13 protein-coding genes are annotated in these 23,495 nt (G+C 37.3%); all 13 read right to left on the bottom strand.

The window, feature by feature from the left end:
• Positions 1–82: 82 nt before the first annotated feature.
• Positions 83–1,447: an alpha-L-fucosidase gene (locus CLV33_RS08750; protein WP_105473657.1), complete on the bottom strand. Its 1,365-nt coding sequence runs from the start codon at positions 1,445–1,447 to the stop codon at positions 83–85.
• 6 nt (positions 1,448–1,453) lie between these two features.
• On the bottom strand, positions 1,454–3,814 hold the full coding sequence (locus CLV33_RS08745; RefSeq protein WP_105473586.1) for a PDZ domain-containing protein: 2,361 nt from the start codon (positions 3,812–3,814) through the stop codon (positions 1,454–1,456).
• A 9-nt stretch (positions 3,815–3,823) separates the two neighbouring features.
• Positions 3,824–4,690, bottom strand: a complete 867-nt coding sequence (locus tag CLV33_RS08740) for an alpha/beta hydrolase (protein WP_105473585.1) — start codon at positions 4,688–4,690, stop codon at positions 3,824–3,826.
• Between the two features lie 4 nt (positions 4,691–4,694).
• Positions 4,695–7,481 carry a heparinase II/III domain-containing protein gene (locus CLV33_RS08735; protein WP_211297548.1) on the bottom strand — a complete coding sequence of 929 codons (2,787 nt, stop codon included), beginning with the start codon at positions 7,479–7,481 and terminating at the stop codon, positions 4,695–4,697.
• 9 nt (positions 7,482–7,490) lie between these two features.
• Positions 7,491–10,163, bottom strand: a complete 2,673-nt coding sequence (locus CLV33_RS08730) for a hypothetical protein (RefSeq protein WP_146109725.1) — start codon at positions 10,161–10,163, stop codon at positions 7,491–7,493.
• A 127-nt stretch (positions 10,164–10,290) separates the two neighbouring features.
• Positions 10,291–11,970, bottom strand: a complete 1,680-nt coding sequence (locus CLV33_RS08725; RefSeq protein ID WP_105473582.1) for a sulfatase family protein — start codon at positions 11,968–11,970, stop codon at positions 10,291–10,293.
• Positions 11,971–11,982: 12 nt separating this feature from the next.
• Positions 11,983–13,965, bottom strand: coding sequence for a glycoside hydrolase family 97 protein (locus tag CLV33_RS08720; protein ID WP_105473581.1), 1,983 nt, complete (start codon positions 13,963–13,965; stop codon positions 11,983–11,985).
• Positions 13,966–13,969: 4 nt separating this feature from the next.
• Positions 13,970–16,780, bottom strand: a complete 2,811-nt coding sequence (locus tag CLV33_RS08715; RefSeq protein ID WP_105473580.1) for a heparinase II/III domain-containing protein — start codon at positions 16,778–16,780, stop codon at positions 13,970–13,972.
• Positions 16,781–16,784: 4 nt separating this feature from the next.
• Positions 16,785–18,269 (bottom strand): sulfatase-like hydrolase/transferase, encoded by a 1,485-nt coding sequence (locus CLV33_RS08710; RefSeq protein ID WP_105473579.1) that lies wholly within the window; start codon positions 18,267–18,269, stop codon positions 16,785–16,787.
• A gap of 5 nt (positions 18,270–18,274) precedes the next feature.
• Positions 18,275–19,096 (bottom strand): alpha/beta hydrolase, encoded by an 822-nt coding sequence (locus CLV33_RS08705; protein ID WP_105473578.1) that lies wholly within the window; start codon positions 19,094–19,096, stop codon positions 18,275–18,277.
• A gap of 14 nt (positions 19,097–19,110) precedes the next feature.
• Positions 19,111–20,436 carry a sugar porter family MFS transporter gene (locus tag CLV33_RS08700; RefSeq protein ID WP_105473577.1) on the bottom strand — a complete coding sequence of 442 codons (1,326 nt, stop codon included), beginning with the start codon at positions 20,434–20,436 and terminating at the stop codon, positions 19,111–19,113.
• Positions 20,437–20,473: 37 nt separating this feature from the next.
• Entirely contained in the window at positions 20,474–21,559 is a 1,086-nt protein-coding gene (locus CLV33_RS08695; RefSeq protein ID WP_105473576.1) for a glycoside hydrolase family protein, read from the bottom strand.
• Positions 21,560–21,573: 14 nt separating this feature from the next.
• Entirely contained in the window at positions 21,574–23,343 is a 1,770-nt protein-coding gene (locus tag CLV33_RS08690) for an alpha-L-fucosidase (protein ID WP_105473575.1), read from the bottom strand.
• Positions 23,344–23,495: the final 152 nt, after the last annotated feature.

The raw sequence follows: 23,495 nt of genomic DNA, 5'->3' as shown, positions 1-23,495 counted from the left end.
TAATTTTAGATATAATAAATTAAAACAGGCAAACACCACTAGGGTATTTGCCTGTTTTATCTTTAATATACCATATTTGGTATTAGTTAGCTAATTCAATTTTAACCACAGATACAGGATTGTCTGGTGCTAAAACTGGAACTTCAACCAATAACTCTCTAGAGGTTGCTAATGTTTCTAACGCTACATCTGGGTTAGTTAATAAGGTAGCTTTTTTCACCTTAATATCTTTATGCAACTTTAATAAACCGCTTTCTGGCCAATCGAAAACATGAGCATAAATAACATTTCCTTTTTTGGTGTAGCGTCCCCATTTTGGTCTTTCAAACGGACTAGCAGAAGCACCATAAATGGCTTCCCCATTCTTTTTGGTCCATTGCCCCATAGCATTTAAACGACGAATACTTTGTGCTGGAAATCTACCGTAACCATCAGGACCAATGTTTAATAAAAAGTTTCCACCTTTAGAAACAATATCCACTAATTTTTGAATTAAATCTTCGCTACTTTTCCAGTTGTTATCATCTGGTTTGTACCCCCAAGTTCCGTTCATAGTCATACAAGCTTCCCAATCTTCAGCTATTCCTGTATCTGGAATTTCTTGTTCTGGTGTTCCAAAATCTCCGGCAAAATTACCTTCTGCATCCATACCTTCCATACCTTTTCTACCTTTATCAACTCTGTTGTTCACAATGGTATTTGGCTGAATATCTCTAATAAAATCGTAAAGCTCTTTACCCATTTCCGTAGTGTAATCTGAAATCCAATCGCCATCAAACCAAACCACGCCAACATCGCCATAATTGGTTAATAATTCTTTAACCTGTGGCTTCATATAATTTTTAAAATACTTCGGGAATTTTGGATTAACCACAGACGGATCGTCATGTTGTGCTATATTATAATTTGGGTACAAGTTTCCTTGCGCTTGCGGATGATGCCAATCTACAATAGAATAGTAAAAACAAAACTTAATACCCTGTTTTTTACACGCTTCTGCCAATTCCTTTATTATATCGCGCTTAAATGGCGAAGTATCCATAATGTCGTAATCTGTTACTTTTGAATCCCATAAGCAAAACCCTTCATGATGCTTTGAGGTAATAACAATATACTTCATGCCAGCATTTTTAGCCATAGTTACCCACGCATCAGCATCAAATAATACTGGATTAAACATTTTTGGGAATTTCTCGTATTCCTCAACGGTATAATCTAATTTATCCATGGCCCATTCTGCGCCACCGCCTGCTATTTTTGTTCCGCGCTCGCCCCCAATTATTGAATATGCGCCCCAGTGGATAAACATTCCGAATTTAGAATCGCGCCACCATGCCATACGCTCATCATCAGAGAGCTTTTTAGTGCTAGAGCTTTGTGCAAACCCTAAATTGGTGCCCATTATAACAACCAATGCAAATAGTACTATGTTTTTTAAAGTTTTCATTTTCATTTATTTAGTATTAATAGTTATTTTCATTTCCGATTGATTACGCATGATAACCACATCTAATTTGTTGGATTTATTTTTTGAATTTATTTTGAAAAAATCTTGAATGGTTTTCACTTTTTGTCCGTTAGCCTCTAAAATTACATCGCCTTTTTTAATACCGTTATTTTGTACTGCTGGACTACCATTCCAAGTTCTTAGCACAATAACACCTTCCGCTGTATTTAAACCATAAGCAGATTGTTCTTGATGAGAATCAACACTCTTTAGCTTGTTTCGTAACCATGCTACTTCCGGACTGGTTTTAGTACTAGAAGGATCTTTAATTGTTGGAACCTCTGGCGTTTTAGCTATTTTTTTTAATTCTGGTTTTTGTACTCCAAATTTATCCATTGGGAAATTTTTAAAACCTAATTTTAATGCTGGTGAGTTTTCAGCAACTGTAAAATCTAAATGCTCTGGATCTTTAAACATAGGATCGCCATATGCACTATTTACATCTCTATCATAAATTTGAGGCTTCATCATAGCGGCTTCGTTTGGAAATAAATTATAATCTAATTCTTTTCCCCAACCCAACAAACGAACATCTTGATACGTAGCCCCAACAATGTTATATTTAAATACATCTTCACTATTAGCAAACCACACATGTGGGTGTAGTGAATTATTAACCATAATATTATTTTCGGCAATACGGTTAAATCCTTCACGCAATTTAAGTCCACTATTCAACATTAAATTATTATAAATATGGTAGTTTGAAGAGCCATCATCTAAATCGATATCCCACCCATGGTCGCAACGAAAACGGTTATTTCTAATAATGGTTGTTTTTACGGCATCCCATGTGTACATATCTGGAATAGCTGTGGTTAAGCTATCCATTTTACTTCGATTTGGTAACCAAAAACGATCGCGCCCCCAAGAGTTAAAAGAGCCATGGTCGCTCGTTTCTAGAACGGTATTAAATACATCATTGTACTCTAAAATGTGTCCGCCCCAAGTACCGTCGCCAATATTAATACCTGCTCGTGGCACATCGTAAATACTATTATGACGTACGGTAATATCCATAGCCATTGAAATTTGCACACCTGCTGTTTGTTTTTCAATTCTTCCTATTCTGTAAATTAGGTTGTTTTCAACTAAACATTCACGTGGAAATAATTCGTTTTTCGGACCCGAAATTGTATCCATTTCGTTATACGGAACAAATTCGCCATAATTAAATGAAGGTGATCTTACAGCTGAAGGATCACCAACAAATGATACTGCACTGGCGCCACAATCGTAAATGTGATTACCCACAATTTCTAGCCCTTTATTGTATTTACTTGCTAAAATTACATTGCCTCCTAAATTGGTGAACACGCTATTTTCCACTTTACAGTTTTCTGTACCTTCAAAAAACAGGACTGCACCTCTGTACATGGTCCAATCGCTACGTAATAAAGGTTCGTATTCTTCCATGAAAGTACGTTGGGTATTTTCAAACGAAATATTTTTTATAGTTACATGTTTAACTGGTTTTTCTAATGTGCCTTCTACTTGAATTAAGTCTTTTAATACCGCTACTTCAAATTCATCTGTATCTAAATTCACCCCGTTTGAAGGCCAATAATATAATTTATCACTGTCTTTATCTAAAAACCATTCTCCGGGACTATCTAATTCTTCAAAAACATTTTCAACCATTCGGTATTCATCATGAAATCTTGAACCTCTGTTATTTTGATGTCCGCCCTCTAAAATAGCTTCTCCTTCTGCATTTACTCCAGTGATTTTAAAATGATAGCCACCCCATCTTCCGCGGTGTAAGGCATGAAAAAAAGCACCATCGGGTTGTTCCCACGACGCTAATCGCTCTTTTGAAATAGCATCGGCAGCGTACCCTTGCCAATAGTGTCCATTTTCGTTATAGTTAGGATATCGTGCCAATATTTGCGCTTTACCGTTTACTACGAGTTGGTCAAATTCTAAATCATCAGGGACAGAACTCACGTAGATATTTTCTTTATATTTTTCCCATTTAGGGGCTAATAATTTAGAACCCTTAATATGCACTTCAGTAGCGCTTGTGCCTTGAATCGTTAAACCATTTAGCACAGGTGAAATTGTAATAGCTTCGTTTAAACGATAATCTCCTGGAAGTACATTGATAACAATCTTAACATCTGCATCTTCTGCCTTTAACTCGGTAGCCTTTTGCATCGCGTCTGCTATTGTAGCAAATGGTTGTTCTTTGGTTCCAGTTTTGGCTTCAGAACCTTGTGCTGATACATAAATTTGTACCGTGTTCACTTCTGTATTACAAGAAAATGTTAGAACTGTAATTAAAAATAAAACTAATATTCTTTTCATTTTAATTGATTAAATAGTTGGTTTTCCTTTGATATATCCTAGTGATTCTAAGAATTCATCGGCTGCTCTTGTGGTTTCTTTATAACATCTATCACCCTCTTGTTTTCCTTTATTAAAAAACCCGTGTTGTTGATTTTCATAAATAATAACTTCGCACCTGCTACCCACTTCTTCCATTTTTTCTTTGAATTTATAGGCTGTTACCACTGGAATTAACTTGTCTTTATCGCCCAAAAAGAAAATTGTTGGCGGAGCTCCTTTTTTAATATTATGCATAGGCGAAAACTCTAAATAACGGTCTCCAATTCTTTTGTATCCATAGCCTTCTTCGCTATTATCTATAACGGGATTGTAAAGCACTAAAGCATTTGCCTTTGGACTTATAGACGTATCATCGGTATCTTCGTTTATCCCAGAAAGTAAGGTTGTTGCGGCTGCCAAATGCCCTCCTGCAGAACCTCCTGATGCTACTATTTTTTTAGTGTTAATACCGTACTCATCTGCATTAGTTTTTAAAAAGCGCATTGCTGATTTGGCATCTTTTACAGACTCAAAAGGTGTAGTTCCGTGTTTATTTTTCACTCTATAATCTACCAAAACAGAAATCATACCTCGGGATGCAAAATATTTTGCTTGGTCTAAAAATTGATAGATGGTTCCGCCATTCCACCCGCCTCCAAAAAAGAACACTATAGTAGGATACTTTTTATTGGACTTAAAATTTGTTGGATTATATATTTGAAGTTTTAAAGTATCCTCATGGACAACTTTATAAACAAGTTCGTGTGCAAACTCATTAGCAACTTCATTTTTCTTTTGGCTATTCGCGATACTTACAACGCAAACTAATAGCAATAGGTGAATTTTTAATTTCATTATTTTACTGGGCTATTACGACTTTATCATAGTTTTTTTCCAACTTAAAATATTGGAGATTAGAATTGTTTCTATTTAATACTGCATTTCTAGTAGCAACTAACTTTCCGTTTTCATACAACAAAATTTTAGCACGCGTATCACCTTGTGTGTAAGGTATATTAATGGTAACTGGTTTATTATTCTGAATTTCATAGCCCTCGTCTACTTTTTCGATAGACACTGTAACCGGCTCACCAGAAGCTATAATTGTCCAATTTTTATAATCGAATTTACTAACTCCAGATAAAAACATAAACTCCAGGGTTTCGTTAGTGTTTGAAGTTCTGATGATTGATAATAATCCTTTTTGATATAACTCGTTAGTTTTTACAACATCAAGTTCCGATGCATTTACAATAATTCTATCTGAAGTGATGTTATCTGCTAATGACACATCAATAATTTGTGTTTGAGGATAATCCTTTAACGAGGTATACGACACATTTTTAACCGGGTTTTCTTCGCCTTCAATATAAGGGTTAAAAACTACTGCAAAAGGATTATTCCAAGCAGCTTCATCCTTTTTAACAATTAATGTTTGTAACGAGTCTTTTAAAATGGACTTTGGCGCAGTCCCTTCACTTAAAGCATTAGAATTTGGCGATTTAACCTTATAAATAGTTTGATTTTCACTGCCCTTTATCCATAACTTCATCACAGAATTTGGTGTGTCATCTTCTTTTAACGTAAATATGGCATTAACATCTTTGGACGTCATTGCTTTCTTTTTATCCGAAAAGAAATCATACCCTATTAAATCTCCTTGTTTGGAACTTAAATCACTTGTTTTTTGAAACTTTAAACCGTTGGAAGCTACATCAAAAACATCCAAAGTTTGTCCGATATTTCGATATATATATTCGTGCTTTTGCTTACCTCCTTTTTGTTTACGAGATCTAAACACATCTACCACATAGGCTTTTTCGGTGTTCGATTTTATTATGGCAGAAAATCGTTGCTGATCTGAAACTGTTTCGGGCTCTACAAACGACACTTTTGAAAAAGTTAACTTATCAAAAATAGTAGTCTCACCCGATGCCGGAAAACAATTATCTAACGCAAGAGGGTGGTACGTACGCATATTGTTATAATTAGATGTTCCATCTACAATTACCGTATTATGGGCTGGCATTCTTGCGTAATAATTTCTAAAGGTTGGATGCCAGTAACTAGGGCCTTTACCAGAATCTGGCCCAAGCACATAATTATTAGCAAACAGTTCTATAGATATACCATTGGCATGTGCATGATTCCCGTAAGAACCCACAGTTGAAAGCATAAGCGCATTATTTCCTTGACCAATTCTTTGGTTAAACATACTTATGTTGGGTGCGTAAAACGTTGGCGTTGTAATCGCATTTAAATCGGCTTTACTGTCAACAATATCATCAACATAAAAGAATAGATTGAAAAAATCCTTAGCTTTTCTTTCATATAAATTATTTGAAATAAACTCAGACAAGAACCCAGAAATTAATACTTCTTTTTCCTTTTGGTTGTACTTTCTATAATTAGCAATTAACAGTTCGAAATTTTCTGGTGGTAATATTTTATGTCCACCATCACCTACTCCAATCATATATCCTGATGGAAATAAATATTGAAATGAAGCCAATACCGCTTTTTCTAAAATAGGATATTTAGATATTTCATTATCATTGGTGACGTGGTCTAGTAAGGTAAATATTTTTAAAAGTGTTGTAATAACGTGTACCGAATAGGTTGGACTTTCGGGCCAAATACCAGTTTCTAGATCGTACACATTTAAAGATTCGCTTACGGCAATTTGTCTGTCTGTTGAAATATTAAAAGTATAATCTAAATAATACTCGCGACCTTTTCCGTTTTCATACATTGTATTACTTTCTAAAACCAGAGCGATATAAGTTAAAAATCGGGCCTGAAACAAGTTCCAGTTATTATCAGGAATACCATTTTTTATAATTTGATCTGCCCATTTTTGAAAAACCGATGCTGTATTTGATAAATCGCTATTTTCAGATTTAAAATAATTATATAGAAAATCGTAAGCAGTAACTAAATGAATTACGATGCCTTCATGAATTACCTCAAAGGTTGCTAACCCCGAAATGTTTTGTTGGTTGGAGTTTTTTAAATCGACTGGAGCCTCTCGGTGATGCATTCCGTCTATATAAGTAAAAAACACTGGAGCAGCGAATTCTGCATAAGTTTTTTCACCAGTAAGCCAATATAAAAAGGCAGCATCGGCCACTAAACTCATAATTTCTTCATTAATTTTTTCAACGGCAAACCCTCCTTTGGATGGATGTATCCATTCCTTTTTGCCCGTTTCTTTGTGCTCTAAGTAAAGACCACGAGGATCATCAAAATAGGGCTCTACGTCCTCCAGCTTTGGGCGGTTATAATCGGTAGCCCAATCCCGCGTTCCCGAATACCTCACGGTTGGCACCGGTGCAGAACCTTCAGAATGCGAAAAGTCTCCTCCCTGTAAAAACACTTTGTCATGCTTGGTCTTCCAATTCATTTGCAAACGCGATACCAACCATTCTGGGTCGTTTTTCCACAGTTTAATATATTTTTCGAGTCGCTCTTTTTTCTTTTCAACTAACTCTTTTTTCCAAGCTACGTTTTGTATCGTCTGTAAAAAATCGTCTTTAGCATTGTTGGTAATATAAATTCGGGGATGCCCCAAATCCTGAGCTATCGTCATATTAATACAGCCCAAAAAACAGAGCGCTGAAACAATATATATTTTAAGTTTTTTCATTTTTAATTTTTACTGAATTTCAACATGATATCCTGCCGGATAGGTTTTTGCCTTTCCATTTTTAAGCTGAATTGAAATGGGTTTATCGGAAGAATAATAATATTTACCTTTTTCGAATTTTAACTCCGCAGAAACCGTTCCGTTTTTGGCTTCTATTTTATAGTCTCCATATTGAACCAAGTTTCCTTTTCCTAAATATAAATATTCGAACACCCCATTGTTTTCGGAAGCCACAGCAAACGTACCCTGAAATCTTAAATCTTTTGAAGGCTTATAAACGGCTTGATCGGTAGCGCTTAAAATAAACTGCATACTGTTTTTCGATGCTACTTTTAAACCCACCAAATCTACAAACTGCCCTATTCGAGAAATAGATTCAATAGATTTCTCACCTGTTTCGTACGTTTCGAAAACTGAAACAAACGGATGTTTTTTTCCATTAATCCCATTTTGGCGCACGATTAATGTTGGTGTTTTCTCTGGACTTTTATTCACCTGCCCGGGAGTTACATCCTCTCTTAACGTTGTTGGTGGAGCATCAACCACATAAAGCTCTCGGTTGGCTTGACCCATCATCCACATATCGGTCACCAACGCCGGTTGCGTATTATTTACCGTCCAAGTGGCATTAAAATCTTCTGTATAACTTACTTTTCTTTGGTTTTTGAAGAAGCTATAATTCTTATCATATTCGGTACCCAAATCGTTAACATTTTGCAAAGACAATGTGTTATTTAAATCATCTTTCAGTACCATTGAATTTCCTAAGTTATGATGGATGTAATCGTTATTCTTTTGGTCGGACCTAAAAATATCGACATAATACCCAGAAGTTTCTGAAGTACGAATCATAGCTACCAAACGTCTTTTTTCTTCCGCTGACACATCAGCAAAAGAGACATGTTCAGATGTTTCGGTAGTATTATAAAATCCTTTGGTGGTATCTACCCACGGATCCATGGCATTTACTTTTATCTCTCCTGATTTATACCCTGGCACAATGGTATTGGAACCTAATATACCCCTGTGGTAACCGGCATCATCAGACCAATACGACTCGTATGCCGAAGCATCGGGTGCCATAGCCCAAGCGTTTCCATAAAACTGCATAGCCAATCCGTTTTCAGATAAATGAGATTTTTTCTTCCCTCCATACAGGGTAAACATCATGCCGTTTTTTTCGTCATTGCCATTTTTAAAAATCATATGCCTATGGAACTCTGAATAAGCCGCTTTATGAAACGGCAACTCATTTCCTGATTCTGGTAAGGGCTGATTGAAAACAATACCTTGCCAATCGGAATTATTCCTATCATACTGACCCGCAGCTATGTTTTTACGAATTACCGTTGCCATTTTTTTTGAGGTTTCAGTATCGTCCTCCCAAGTAGCATAGGTTAACAACGATTCAAAAGCCGACATGTTAGAAGGCCCTCCGCGCATATCGCCGAACACCACCAAATTGCCACGCGCATCCAACCACCCTAAATTGGCCATCGATGCTTTGGCAATCATCGGATTTCCCGAAAGGGTATTCACGCCAGACTTATAAAGCTTCAAGCCCATATCTAACACAAAGGGAATCATACCCGAAGCATACCCCGGAGATTCTGGCCATAAACCTGTTACCTCATCATAATTCGCCATGATTTCGGGTAAGCCTGCATAGTGCTCCCCAGATTTTTCAGTATAAAACGGAATGTAATACTCACGACCTTTTCCGTCCTCATAAAATGCATTAGATTCTAAAGCCAAAATGCTCCCAATAATATTTTTATATCGGTTTACGTTCCAATTACCTTTTTTTCCGCCGCGTACTAAACCAATTTCAATGAATCTCTTAAAAACCTCTCCGGCCACTTCAACCGGTTTTTTGTCGAGTGCTTTTAAGTGTTTATGCGGATTCTCATTTAAATAATCAAAAAGAAAATCATAAGTGATGGCCATAGGTATTTGCCTATCGTCGTGAATCACCTCGTAATCGTAATAGCCTAAAATCCCTCCTGGTTTATAACCTCCGGGACCTCCAGTAGATTCATTTGGATCTAAAGGTGGGTTCATGTAATACGTCCCCAGCATCCATGTCCAAAAGATATCGGACGAAAACTTAGCGTATTTTTCTTCTTGGGTAATGAAATAAGCAAAAGCCGACTTCTCCGCCAATTTTAAAATTTCCATATTGTTTTGGCGAATCATATGCCCTGATTCTTTGTATGGCACCAATACAGGCGTTTTATCGCCACTAGAACGACTAATGCCCCACATATCTCCCGTTTCGTTATACGGAGTTCTGTCCTCTAAAGGCACGTTTAGGTAGTCGTTCCATTTACGCATACCGGGAAGCCTTACCGTGGGTACGGGTGCATTGCCTTCTCCATAATCCCAATCTTGCCCCTTAATGTAGCATTGAGTATAACGTTCGCCGTCTTTCCAATACATAGCCAATCGCGATACCATCCACTCTGGGTCGGTAACATGACGGTTTATATGAACATCAATAGTTTCTAAAAGTTTATTCCAAGAGGCTTTCGCCCAAGCTTCATTTTCTATTTTATGCAAAATGGCTTGTCGGTCTCCTTTTGTTGCAAACAATCTAGGATGGTCTCCGGATTGTTGTGCAGCCAAAAAAGTACCATTTAGCATTAAGATTAGGACTAAAAAAATTGAGGCTTTAAATTTCATAAAAGTTTACTTATGTACTATTTTAGTTTAGTTTCCCATTTTTACTTCAGCTACTACTAGTGTAGCCACGGGAATGACCATTTTAATGAAAACCCCGAGGCCAGAGCCCCGAGGAGTTTATTTTTAATTAATGAAGCGGAACGGTTTCAATATCTGGGTTATCCTTCGCTTCAAGGTATTTTCTTAAAATTTCTTGGTCTAATTCTGAGCTATCGCCGTAATGAGCGCGTAGTTCCTTAAGTTGCTTTTTCAGTTTTACAACTACATCGGCATAGGCTGGGTCGTCAATTACATTGGTCATTTCATTAGGGTCTTTTTTACGGTCGTACAATTCCCATTCATCAACATCGTAGTAAAAATGCGCCAACTTATAATCTTGTGTAATGATGGCGTAATGTCTTTTCACCATGTGGATACCTGGGTATTCATAGTAGTGATAATACACCGCATCTCTGGTCCATTCTTCATCGTTGCCTAATAACAATGGAATTAAACTTTCACCTTGCATATCGTCTGGAGCTTCAATATGAGCCGCTTCTAGGATGGTTTGAGCGAAATCTAAATTCTGAACCATCTCTGTATTGGTAATTCCTGGTTCAATAACATTTGGCCATTTAATTAACAATGGTGTTTTAAACGATTCGTCGTACACAAAACGCTTATCGAACCAACCGTGCTCCCCTAAATAAAACCCTTGGTCTGAGGTATAAATCACAATGGTATTGTCATCCAAACCTGTTTCATCCAAATAATCCAATAAACGGCCAACGTTTTCATCAACCGAAGCAATACATCCTAAATAATCTTGCATGTAACGTTGGTAACGCCATTTCATCAATTCGGTATCGTTCATTTTTGGATATTGTTTTTTAAACTCTTCCATCATTGGGCGGTATACCGAATCCCAAACGGCGCGCTGTTCTTCGTTCATAGCACCAACTTCGCGGTGGAAAGCTTCAATATCCCAACCTGATTTGTCTTCAATACCCAATTCTTTCATTATTTCAGGGTACATTTTAGAATCGCCTGCCCAATTCATATGCTCCAATAAATTCATTTCGGCAGTTTTGGCAGCAGTTCCTCTTCCTTCGTAATCATCGAACAAGGTTTCTGGCTCCTTAAATGTCTTTTTGGTGTATTCTTTAAAGTGACGAGGCGCTGGCAACCACTCTCTGTGCGGTGCTTTTTGCATAGAGAACATCATAAATGGTTTGGTTTTATCCCTTCCGTTTTCCAACCACTCTAAAGTCATGTCCATAATAATATCCGTTACGTAACCTTCTACAGTGATTTGTCCGTCATTAGTATTAAAAATAGGGTTGTAGTATCTTCCCTGTCCCGGTAAAATTTTAAATTCATCTACACCTTTAGGATTGTTTCCGAAGTGTAATTTCCCGAACATGGCCGTTTGATACCCCGCTAGTTGCATAAGCTGCGGAAAGGTAATTTGCGATTCATCAAACGGAAACACATTATCTACTTTTCCGTGAATGTGGCAGTGTTTACCCGTTAGAATCGTGGCACGTGAGGGCGCACAAATGGAGTTAGACACACAGGCATTGGTGAATTTTATCCCTTCATCAGCTATACGGTCGATATTTGGTGTTTCAATCAAATGATTGCTATAGGCACTAATGGCTTGGTACGCATGGTCGTCGGACATCATAAAAATAATGTTCGGGCGTTCCTTAGGCAACTCTTTTTTCTCTGCTTTCGCTACCTCTTTCTTCTCTTCGTTCGATTTACATGAAACCACTCCTACAACTAGGAAAACGGATAATGCTTTTAATAAGGTTAGTCTATTCATTTGTTTTTTGAATTATAATTTAGTGATGTGCATAGCAAAACCATGATTGCTATTCAGGTCGATATTTAATGTTGATTCGTTTGTAACTTCTATTTCTTCAATTTTCACTTGAGTTCTGGTATTCACCGTGTCGTCATCAGTATACACTTTAGATTTGTATTTTGCACCTTCTTCTAAAAATGAAAAGTCGACTTTTACTTGACGAGCTGTTGGTCCATTTATGCCTCCCACAAACCAGTCGTTTCCTGCTCTACGAGCAATCACACCAATTTCGGCAATTTCGGCATGCAATACTTTTGTTTCATCCCAAGTGGTGGGCACATTATTGAAAAACTCCAATTCAGGTTCGTTACCAATGGTTTTAGTATCACCCCAAAGTCCGTCGTCTTTAATTGGCGCTGCAGGGGCTTTATCGTACCAGTATAAAAACTGTAATGGACTAAAAATACAAACTGTTTTTGCCAATTGTGAAGCGTGCGAGCCCATTTTATCCACGCGTTTGTTATAGTAACATACCGTATTATCAGCTGCTCCAGCTAACATTCTGGTAAACATGGTGATTAACGTATGTTCGTTTGGCACGGTTTCTTCATCGCCACGAATACCTTCTTGTGTTAATAAATTTGGGTAGGTTCTTGAAAAACCTGTTGGGCGGTATTCATCATGAATATCTATCACCAGTTTATACTCTGCTGCTTTTTTAACCGCCTCGTGCATCCAAGTGGTTGCATCTTGGTCGCCTACGCGAACAAAACCATATTTTACACCTGAAACACCCCATTTTTTCAGTACTGGAAACACCTCATCTACTTTACCTTCTAAAGCTCTTCGGTTAATATACAGCATGACTTTTACGCCTTTTTCTTTGGCATATTTACAAATCGCTTCAATATCAAAAGGACCTTTAGAACGTTTTGGGTCTAAGGTTACCGTTGTAGCATCAGAAGCATTATCCATTTCGTTTCCGTACCAACCGGCATCAAAATGCACGTATTGCATATTATGGCTTGCTACAAAATCGATAGCCGCAAAACCGCCTTGGGTGGTTAAAGTGGTTTCACGCAATACTTTTCCGGGTTCTACCCAAGAATCATCAATGGCTGATGGCGGGTTTAAATTTTGAATGATGTAATTATTCTCTAGGAGCTCCCCATAACTATCGCCCATCATTACCACGCGCCAAGGCGATTGAAACGGTAATGTTTTATGCACTTGAGCGCCTTCTATTTTTCTTTCGGCAATTACGGCACCAGTAATTGTATCGTGCTTTTGTTCACTTATCTTACCATCAAGTGAAGACACAATGCTGTATTTTGAAGCATTTCCTTTGTTAAAACTCATTCGGGCATAATCTACCAAACGCGCTTCGGCTAAAGCAATTTTTACGCTATCGCCTACTTCGATTAATAACGGACGTTCGGCACCTTCTTCTAATTTGGTAATAGGAATTTTCCTGTATTCCCCTTGTGCTGTTAACACGCCTTTTTCACGTTTTGGGGTTGACCAAACTGGATAATCCTCTGAAAAATTATAGTGCACATTTTCACTTAAACCAATTTCGGTAATGTTGTTTTGCTCTGGAACTTCATAAGAAAAAGCTACGCCTTCATTGTAGGCTCTTGCAATCACATTGAGTTTGGCATCACCTTGTTTTAAGTAAATTTTTGTTTGATTGTAATGGTCTGGAATGGTGCTCAACTCACTAAATCTTGAATTCCAAGTAGAATTTTCAGAGGAATTCTCTACTTTTTCTACAGATACTTTTCCTGAAAAATTTAACTCTTCTGAAACCAATTCCAACACAGAGGTTTGAATAACTTGTTGGTTACCGTAATACACCGAAAACGAAATATCATTTGGATTTTCGCCATCCATAAACACAATTTTTTTCGATGCGTCGGGTGAAACTAATTCAATGAGTTCATTTTGTTTACAGCTCGTTAAAACCAATAAAAGCAAAACCGCTACACTACTTTTTTTGAAAAAGATTTTCATTAATTTATTGTTTTAGTTTGATTGAAATATTCTGAAAATTTGTTGGCGGCACTTTAAACTGTACCACTTTTTGTCCGTTTATAAGTTTTCTTCCGCCATTTAACTGCTTAAAGCCAATGTTTAAAACCACATCGCCTTTTTTGTAAATATCAGGTACGGTTAGTAAAATAGCATCGTTACAAGTTAACTCCAATTGCTTGCCCGTAACCAAAGTAGCAGCACCCGATTTTTTACCTAGAATTTCAATGGAATACCCATTATAGTTTAGTTCCTTTCCGGCTCCAATAAAGAGTGTTGTTCCCTTATCGTCTTCTGTTACCAGTCCAAATGTGCCTGTAAAACGGATGTCGTTATATGTATGGGCATCAAAAACATCAGAAGAAAACACATAGTCCGTTCTATTGTTTTTACTATCAATTTTTAAACCTACAACACTTGATTTTGAATCTACCGCAAAGGTCTCAACCGAATTGATAGTTGCTGGTTCATCTAAAGACGATGGCTCATAAACCGCCACAAAAGGGGTATTCCAAGCTTCGCCATATTGTCTTACTACGGTAGTAAGTTGTGGTGCTTTTTCAATATCTTCAGGCAATATGTTTCTAAAGGCTTCGGAATGTGGTGCTTTTACTTTGAACAACTCACGGTTTTCGTTGCCATTCATCCACATATTCATTTTTACGTTTCCGTTGTTGATAGACAAATTGTAAGTCGCCTTGAACGGACTTTCTATTTCTGTTGAAGTTTCATCTGAAAAATAATCATAAGCTTTAATGTTTCCTGCTTTTGAATTCAGTTTTGAAGATGGTTTTAAATCAATAGATTGATTTTCTATAGTTGAAAAATCTAATTTCTGCCCTAAATTATGATAGAAATAATCGTGATACTTATCGTCTCCCGCTTTGGTTTTCGACCTAAAAACATCGATATAATACCCAGAAGTTTCACCCGTTCTTATAATGGCCATCACCCTATTTTGGTCCGCATCGGTGCTTGGTTCATGAAAATATAAGTCCGAAAAGTTGATATTAGGGTAATATCCTGTTTTTCTTTCGGACGCCGGATACACATGGTTTACTTCAAAAGCATAATAACTGCGCATTTTGTTGTACTGCGATTTTCCGTTAACCGAAACCGTATTGTGCGCCGGAAACTGCGAATAGTACTCACGGTAATCGGGACGGTAGTAGCTTGAACCACGTCCGCCCTCTGGGGCCAACACATAGCCTTTTCCGTAAAGTTCCATTGCAATCCCGTTGGAATGTGTATGATTTCCTAAAGCCCCGATTTGAGATACCATTAACCCGTTTTTTTCATCCATGCCGTTTCGCATGTTTAACCAACTTACGGTAGGAGCATAAAAGGTTGCAGAAGTATAATCGGAAATATTTGCCGCTTCAATACTAGCATCTAATTCCACTTTAGTATTGTATAGTAAATCATTAAAAACATTTTTAGGTTTAGTAGCTTTTAATAATTCCTCCTTGTCTTTCAGCATATACAGTAAAGCTGTAAACTTTTCTTCTTGTGCTCTTTTATTGAACTTTTGAGCGTTGCTGATTAAGTCTAAAAAAGGTTCGGTTTTCAGTTCGCCGTAATGTGAATCGCCATATGCGACGATATGCTTGTTGGGATGTAAATATTGTGGCATTACCTCAACAGCCTTCAATATTACAGGCATATTGGGCATGATATCTACTTCTAAAGCGTCTTGAATAATTCTTACCAAATGCGTATACCCTTTTGCTACGCTCAACGCATAGCCCGAACTTTCGTTCCACACCCCATTGCTATGGTCGTAGCCATAATCTAACACATCGTTAACCGACCACTGTCTGGCTTCCGATTCGTTAAACACTCGGTTTAAATAATACTGGCAGCCTTTACCATCTTCATAAGCCACATCATTATCCAAAACCAAAGCGATGTTAATGACTTTTTCGGCTTGATGTAAATTCCAGTTGTTATCTGGCACCCCATTTTTGATGATAATTTCAGCTAATTTCTTTAATGAGGTCGTATAAATGTGATTTTTGTCCTTGTGATTTTCTTGAATGTAATCATATAAAAAATCGTAGGTTTCGGCCAACTCATCTACTATATTTTCCTTAATGACTTGAAAGGATGTTAACCCAATTACATTCTGCTCATTTCCTTTTCTTAAATCAATGGGCTCTTTTCTGTAATACAATCCGTGGGTATAAACATCGAACAAATGGTGGGCTAATTTGGCGTAATCTGCATCGCGCTCAATAAAATACACCAAGGCTGCATCACGAGCCATTCCCATAATGTTTTCGTTAATGTTTTCAATAACCCGACCTGTTACTTTGGGTTGCACCCACTCCCATTTTCCAGTGTTTTTATTCTCAAGATAAAGTCCTCTTTTATCTTCCCAATAAGGTTTTATATCTTCTACTTTCGGAGTTTTGTAATCGGTTATATAATCACGTTGCCCTGTAAACATAACCGTTGGCACAGGTGCTTTCCCTGTAGCGTGAGAATAGTACTTACCATCTACAAACACATCGGTAGAATGACTCTTCCAATACATTTGGAAACGCGACGACAACCAATCGGGGTCCTTTTTAAATTGGGCGACATATTTTGCTACTTTACTTTTTATGGCTTCATATGACGTCTTTACATCTTCTGATTGATCTATATGACGTAGCAATTCCTCTCGATTAATTTCAGAAGAAATCAAACGTGGATGTTCCCGTTCTATGGTTTCAGGAAACACGAATTGCGCATTGGCATCCTTCATAAAAAAGATGCCAATACAACATAGTATTAATGAAACTTTTTTTAACATAAACCTATTCTTCTCTAACCCAAATATGACTTTCGTCCAATAATTTTTTGTATTCCACTTCCAACAGTTGTTTCATATCTTCAAAAACTTCTGGCTTTTGTGTCGATAAATCTTCGGACTCGTTAATATCATTTTTAAGATTGAACAACACATGGTCTACCAACTTCGCATTTTTAACCAATGCTTCATTGCCATCGTACAAATTATGTATTTTTGGCAAAGTTTCTCCGTTGGCTTCAATACGTGCTAAAATTTTCCAATCGCCATTGCGCATGGCTACTCTGCGTTCATTAATAGCATCGTAAAACGCCCAGATTAATGGCTTTTCTCTGTTGAACTCCCCCTTTTCTAAAAGCGGTACAAACGACTCACCATCTAGATTTCTATTCGGTAATTTGGCCCCAGATAATTCTGCAAACGTAGGCATGTAATCTAAAGCAGAAACAACATTATCAGTAGTTCCTGTATGAATATCTTTGCCAATCCAATTAATGATTCCAGGCACTCTAAAACCAGCCTCGTTAGTCCAAAGTTTCATTCCTTTCAATGCTCCCGGCGAACCATACGAATGCTTCGCTCTGCTGTAGCGCATTAGCGTTTCCGGACCATTATCTGAACTGAATACAATTAAGGTATTGTTCATATTATTCTTTTTGAAATACTCAACCAAACGTCCAACGGCGATATCAACGTTTTCAACGTTGGCAAAATATTCGGCTTCCTCTCTATTTTTTGCTTTCGGAAGGTATTTTTGAACCAAATCTTCAGGCGAAGCAATAGGCTCGTGTGGTTCATGGAATGTTACTTCTAAGAAAAATGGCTTATCATCTTTTTTATTGTTCAACCAATCGATAGCTTCACTAACGATTATCTGGCTACTAAACCCTTCAATTTCGCCCACTTTTTCACGATTACGAACAAAGTTAGTGGGGTTTTTATGACTGGGTGCTGCATTGTTGTGAGTGGCCATCCAATGGTCGAAACCAAAATCGTCTGGTTGTGGTTGCGCGTCAGAATTAAATCGAGAACTACAGTGCCATTTCCCCACTAAACATGTGGCATAACCTACAGATTTTAACATAGCAGGAATGGTTTCTTCATGCGCTTGAAGGTGTACCAAATCTCTGTTATCGGGACTCTTTTTCAACCCTGGAATGAAATCGTAAATACCTGCTTTATTCGGACTTCTACCTGTTAACAATCCTGCTCTTGACGGCGAACAAACCGGTGCGGTAGAATAAAAACTGGTAAGCTTTATTCCCGTTTCCGCTAACTTATCTAGGTTTTTGGTTTCTATAATTGGGTGCCCAAATGATGATAAATCGCCATAACCCAAATCATCACATAACAACACCACGATATTAGGCTGTGTATTCGCTAGACTTGGAGTTTCAATTCCTTGTTCCTGCTTTTTTGCATTTGTATTGCTTTTACAAGAAAAACACAGTACAGTTATAAGTAAAAAAAGACAAACTGTTTTAAAGTTCATTAGTATTAATTATTTGAATTATTAAAAAAATCGTTAAAATATAACATATGATATTTTATAGAATTGGCCCAATACGCATTGGTATGTCCTCCGGGACGCTCAATATAATCGTGCGGAATTCGTCTCGCCAATAGTTTTTTATGAAGGCGTACGTTGGCATCATAAAAGAAATCGTCTATGCCGCAATCAAATAGAAATTTTAAATTCTTTCCATCCAATAAATGCACTAAGTTAATTACCATATTGTTTTCCCAGTTTTCTGGATGTTCAGCATATTTACCCAACCGTTTAGACAGTTCCCATTGCAAAGGAAACCCTCTAACATCAACACCACCGCTCATACTGGCCGCAACTCCCCAAATATCAGGATGTTTAAAGGCTAAATACAAAGCGCCATGTCCTCCCATACTAAATCCTGTTATAGCACGGTTATCTTTATCAGCTTTTGTATTGTAAGTTTCATCAATCTTAGTTATTAATTCTTTTGAAATATAGGTTTCATACCTCATGCTATCATCCACAGGACTATCGAAATACCAACTGAATTTATCCCCATCGGGGCACACCAAAATTACATCATACGCATCGGCATAGTCTTTAATTTTTGGCGCTTTGTCCAACCAAGCCTTGTAATCGCCCCAAGCCCCATGGAGCAAATACACTACCGAATACTCCTTTCCTGGTTTAGGGTAGGAATTGGGTGTAATCACTACATTTTTTATGGTTTTATCCATGGATTTACTATGCACCATAAGCGTATCAACCTTTGACGCAAAAAGCGAAATGGAGATAAAACAACATAATATGAATGCTATGGTTTTCTTCATGAATGATGACTGGTTTATTTTTTCAACATCACATCTTCTAATTCTTCTAAAGTTTTTCCTTTGGTTTCTGGCATCATAAAGGCTACGAATAATAATTGTAATATCATCATACCCGTAAACACAAGAAATACAACGCCTGGGCCTATCATAGGGTGGTTGAACAAAAATGGAATTAACGACGGAATTATCGCAGCTAATATCCAATGCGTTGAACTTCCGAACGCCTGCCCCGATGCCCTTAAATGGTTAGGGAAAATTTCAGAAATAAACACCCAAATTACAGCACCTTGACCAACGGCATGTGCCGCTATAAATAAAAATAAGAAAATGGGTACTGCCATTCCTGTCCATCCTAAAAAGAAGGCTGCTGATACTAATCCCAAGGAAACTATATATCCTACAGAACCAATATACATAAGGGTTTTTCGTCCTAATTTATCAATTAAAAACACACCTAATAATGTAAAAATTAGATTTGTAACACCAATTCCAATACTACTTAAAAGCGCTGTACTTTCACCAAGACCTGCTTCTTCGAAAATACGCGGCGCATAATATAAAAAGGCGTTGATACCAGATAATTGATTGAAAAAAGCAATTAAAAATGCCAACATTAACGGAAATCTGTATTTTTTAATAAAAATAGTTTCAGTTTTATCACTTTTATCTGAATGTGCATTAAATTCATTTACTAGGTCATCTACATTAGCATCTGGCTCTATAATTTTTAATACCTCTCTAGCCTCTGCCTCTCTTGATTGCGACAATAACCATCTTGGACTTTTTGGAACTTTTAAAGCGAATAAAATATATAAAACGGCTGGAATAGCTTCTACACCAAGCATCCATCGCCATGCATTTTCACCTATACCACTCAACAGATAATTGGATAAAAACGCTATCATAATACCAAAAACAATATTAAATTGGTACATGGCTACTAAGCGTCCTCTATCTTTAGCTGGCGCTATTTCTGAAATATAAGCAGGCGCTGCAATAGTTGAAGCACCAACACCTAAACCACCAATAAAACGTGCAAAAGCAAATACGAAAGGATCGTTTGATAAGGCAGAACCAATAGCAGATACTGCAAACAAAATACCTATAACAATTAACGTGTTTTTACGTCCGTATTTATTCGTTGGTAAACCTCCAAATAAAGCACCAACTACGGTTCCCCAAAGCGCTGCTCCCATAACCACCCATCCGTGGAACGAATCGGAAGATTCCCAAATAGCTTGTAATTTTTTATCGGCTCCCGAAATAACCACAACGTCGAATCCGAAAAGAAACCCTGCTAATGCTGCAGTGATAGACCATAATAATATTTTTTTACTCATCTTGTATAAAGTGTTAGTTGGTTTTATTAATTGTTATTTATTTTAATGGAATAACCATATTCCAAGTTTTTGTACCATTACCAAATCCCCCAGGACCATCCATAGTGGCAAAGAAGATATGCGTTGGTTTTCCGTTTTCAACAAAAACAAACGGACGTTCTAACTGTCCTTGTTTTATAGTTTTGCCATCATTCCATTGTACTGTTTTGGTATAGGCTCTAGGGTTTTTATCAACTTCCCAATGAATACCATCTTTGGAATGCGCTAAAAGTCCGTCGCCTTTTCCTCCGGTTATCAATCCGCGTTGGTCTTTGGCTACCAAATGAAAACCCTCATCATCGCTCCATAAATGAGGGTCTTCCACCTCGCCTAAATGCTCCATAGAAAATAAAGGCTTAGTACCCACTACGGTATATTCACCATCAAACGACGGTGCTGTAGCCACACCAATGCTCATATCACTATGTTTTATACCATCTTCTTGATAGCTTCTTCCTTTAAAAAGCAGCACTACCGAACCATCTTCTTTAATTAGTGGCGATGGATTGGATGTTAAAAAACTATAATACGAATCAGGTTTAACATCTAAAATTGGAGCGTCTAATCGCTTCCAAGGGCCATACGGACTTTTAGACGTTGCAATCCCCACTCGTTTTCTCCAGCGTGCGGCGATACACCATTTACTACTTAAATCAAAATCTTCTACATTATTTTTAGTGATCTCTTCAAACGGATGAGTAGACCCCATATAATAAAGAATATAAGTGTCTTTATATTTTACAATTTTAGGATTGTGACACGAGCGCCCGTCCCAAAATTGTGTACCACGACTACCCAAAGCTACGTCTTGAAACTGGTATGGCCCTTCAGGCGTATCTGAAATAGCATGCACAATTTCTGAAGCTACCATCCATCCAGGGTGAAACGGTAAAAAACTAGGCCATCGAGAGGCATACATGTGGTATTTACCATCATCACCTTTTATAACCGAACTACCCCAAACCCAGTAATCGTCCATTTGTAAACCGCCGTTTACAGGAGCTTCTTTCAAATTATCGTAAATGGCGTTTTGGGCATTGCATGACATAAAAACACCAAAAAAGAAAAGAAAGATATACTTCATCGTTGTGTGTTAAATTAGTTTTTAATAGGTTGAATTTTTATCTCTTTTAAATTCAAAGCGTTCCATTTTCCTGCTACTGGCATTATGGACACTTCCTGCTTCCCAGTTTTTTCAATTGAAAACGTTCCTAATTCAATTTTCTTAAAGCGTTTTATATTAGTTCCGCTTGCCGATATTTTTATGTTTTTACTCGCTCCGTTAATAGAAACAGAAATTTCTGTCGCCTCTTTTGCTGAATAATGAGCTACCAGCTGATATGTTCCAGGCACATTAAATTCTAAATTCCAATACACTCTTGCTGTTTCACTTTCCCAATCGCCAATGCAATCTAGATGTTCATTGTATTGTGCTCCTGGACCTTGCAAGTTCTCGTATTGTGCTCTGTAGGCTGGTAAAACTACAACACCATTTTCATCTTGTCCTAGTGGTTTTATTGGTAATGCATTAGGCATACTTTTCAGTTTTAAAACAATTACTGAAGCAATACTATCTGGTGCATCACCCGTTAATTTTACATTGATACCTTGTGCTGTAGTTTCTGCTTGAAAATTTCTAGATTCGTCAGTTAACAGATAACATTGTTCTACTTGATTGTTTAAGCGAATGGGTAGTGAAGCTCCATCTTTCCAATCGTAAACATGTAAATAAAGTAAACCTTTGTTATCTTCGGTTTTCATGGTAATTCTACCCCAATCTGGTATGGTTTCAGTTGGACTAGCTTGAGTACCGTAAATAGCTTTACTGTTTTTATCCATCCATTGGCCAATAGCTTTTAGTCTTTCTACAGCTTCTTGTTTTAAGGTACCTTCGTGGGTTGGACTTACATTTAACAGATAGTTTCCGCCCTTACTTGCTTGATCTATTAAATTCCTAATTAACGTTGGAATGGATTTGAAATTATCATCATCACTTCTATACCCCCAGCTACCACTTATTGGTTGACATAACTCCCAATATTTAGCTTCGGGCTTGTATCTTGGTCCATTTCTTTCAAAGGTTTTATGGTCTCCTGGGTAATCATCGCCTAAGCGGTCGTTTGTAATAATTCTTGGTTGCAATGCTGTGGTAATATGATGCAAACTATCTACAACAGATTTCGTCATTTTTCGAGGCGTATCCCACCAAAAAATGGCAATGGGGCCATATTCTGTTAACAGCTGCTTTACTTCAGGTAATGCTTTTTCATACACATATTCATCGCTACTTACACGTTTTATACTTTTATCCCAATGGTTGCCCATACCTCCTGGGTGATGCCAATCTTGAGCTTGTGAATAATAAAAGCCGAATTTGATGCCTTGTTCTTGACATTCTTTAGCCAATTCTTTTAAAATATCGCGTTTAAAGGGCGTAGCATCTACAATGTTATAATCGCTAGCTTTAGAATGAAACATAGAAAATCCGTCATGGTGTTTTGCTGTAATTACCATGTATTTCATGCCCGCCTCTTTTGCTAAACCCACAAATTCTTTTGCATTGAATTGGGTAGGATTGAAGTCTTCTGCTAATTTTTCGTATTCTGCAATTGGAATTTCAGCTCTGTTCATAATCCACTCCGCACTATTGGGTTGTGCCTTTCCGTTATAAAACCCTGCCAACTTTGTATAAATTCCCCAGTGAATAAACATGCCAAAACGAGCTTCTTGCCACCACTCCATACGTTCTTCATCTGTAATTTGATTTGAAGACGCTACATTCGAAACCTCAGATTTCTTCTCATTTTGGTTACAAGAAAAATTCAATAAAAGAGCCAACAGTATGCTATAAATTCCAACCTTTTTCATTCTAAAAATTTGCTTTTTCGACAGTTTATATTACTATCCACAATAATAGAAATTACATGGTTTTTTTTATATAAATCATGAAGCATTGAATATAAACTATCACTCTTTTGGTCTTTCTGTTACTATGGCAAGCAACAATGGTTGAAATTTCA

It is taken from the genome of Jejuia pallidilutea (genome assembly GCF_002973595.1).
In the GTDB taxonomy this organism is placed as follows: Bacteria; Bacteroidota; Bacteroidia; order Flavobacteriales; family Flavobacteriaceae; genus Jejuia; species Jejuia pallidilutea.
The sequence above is the reverse complement of the archived record's forward strand: the minus strand, read 5'-3'. Positions and strand labels throughout refer to the sequence as shown.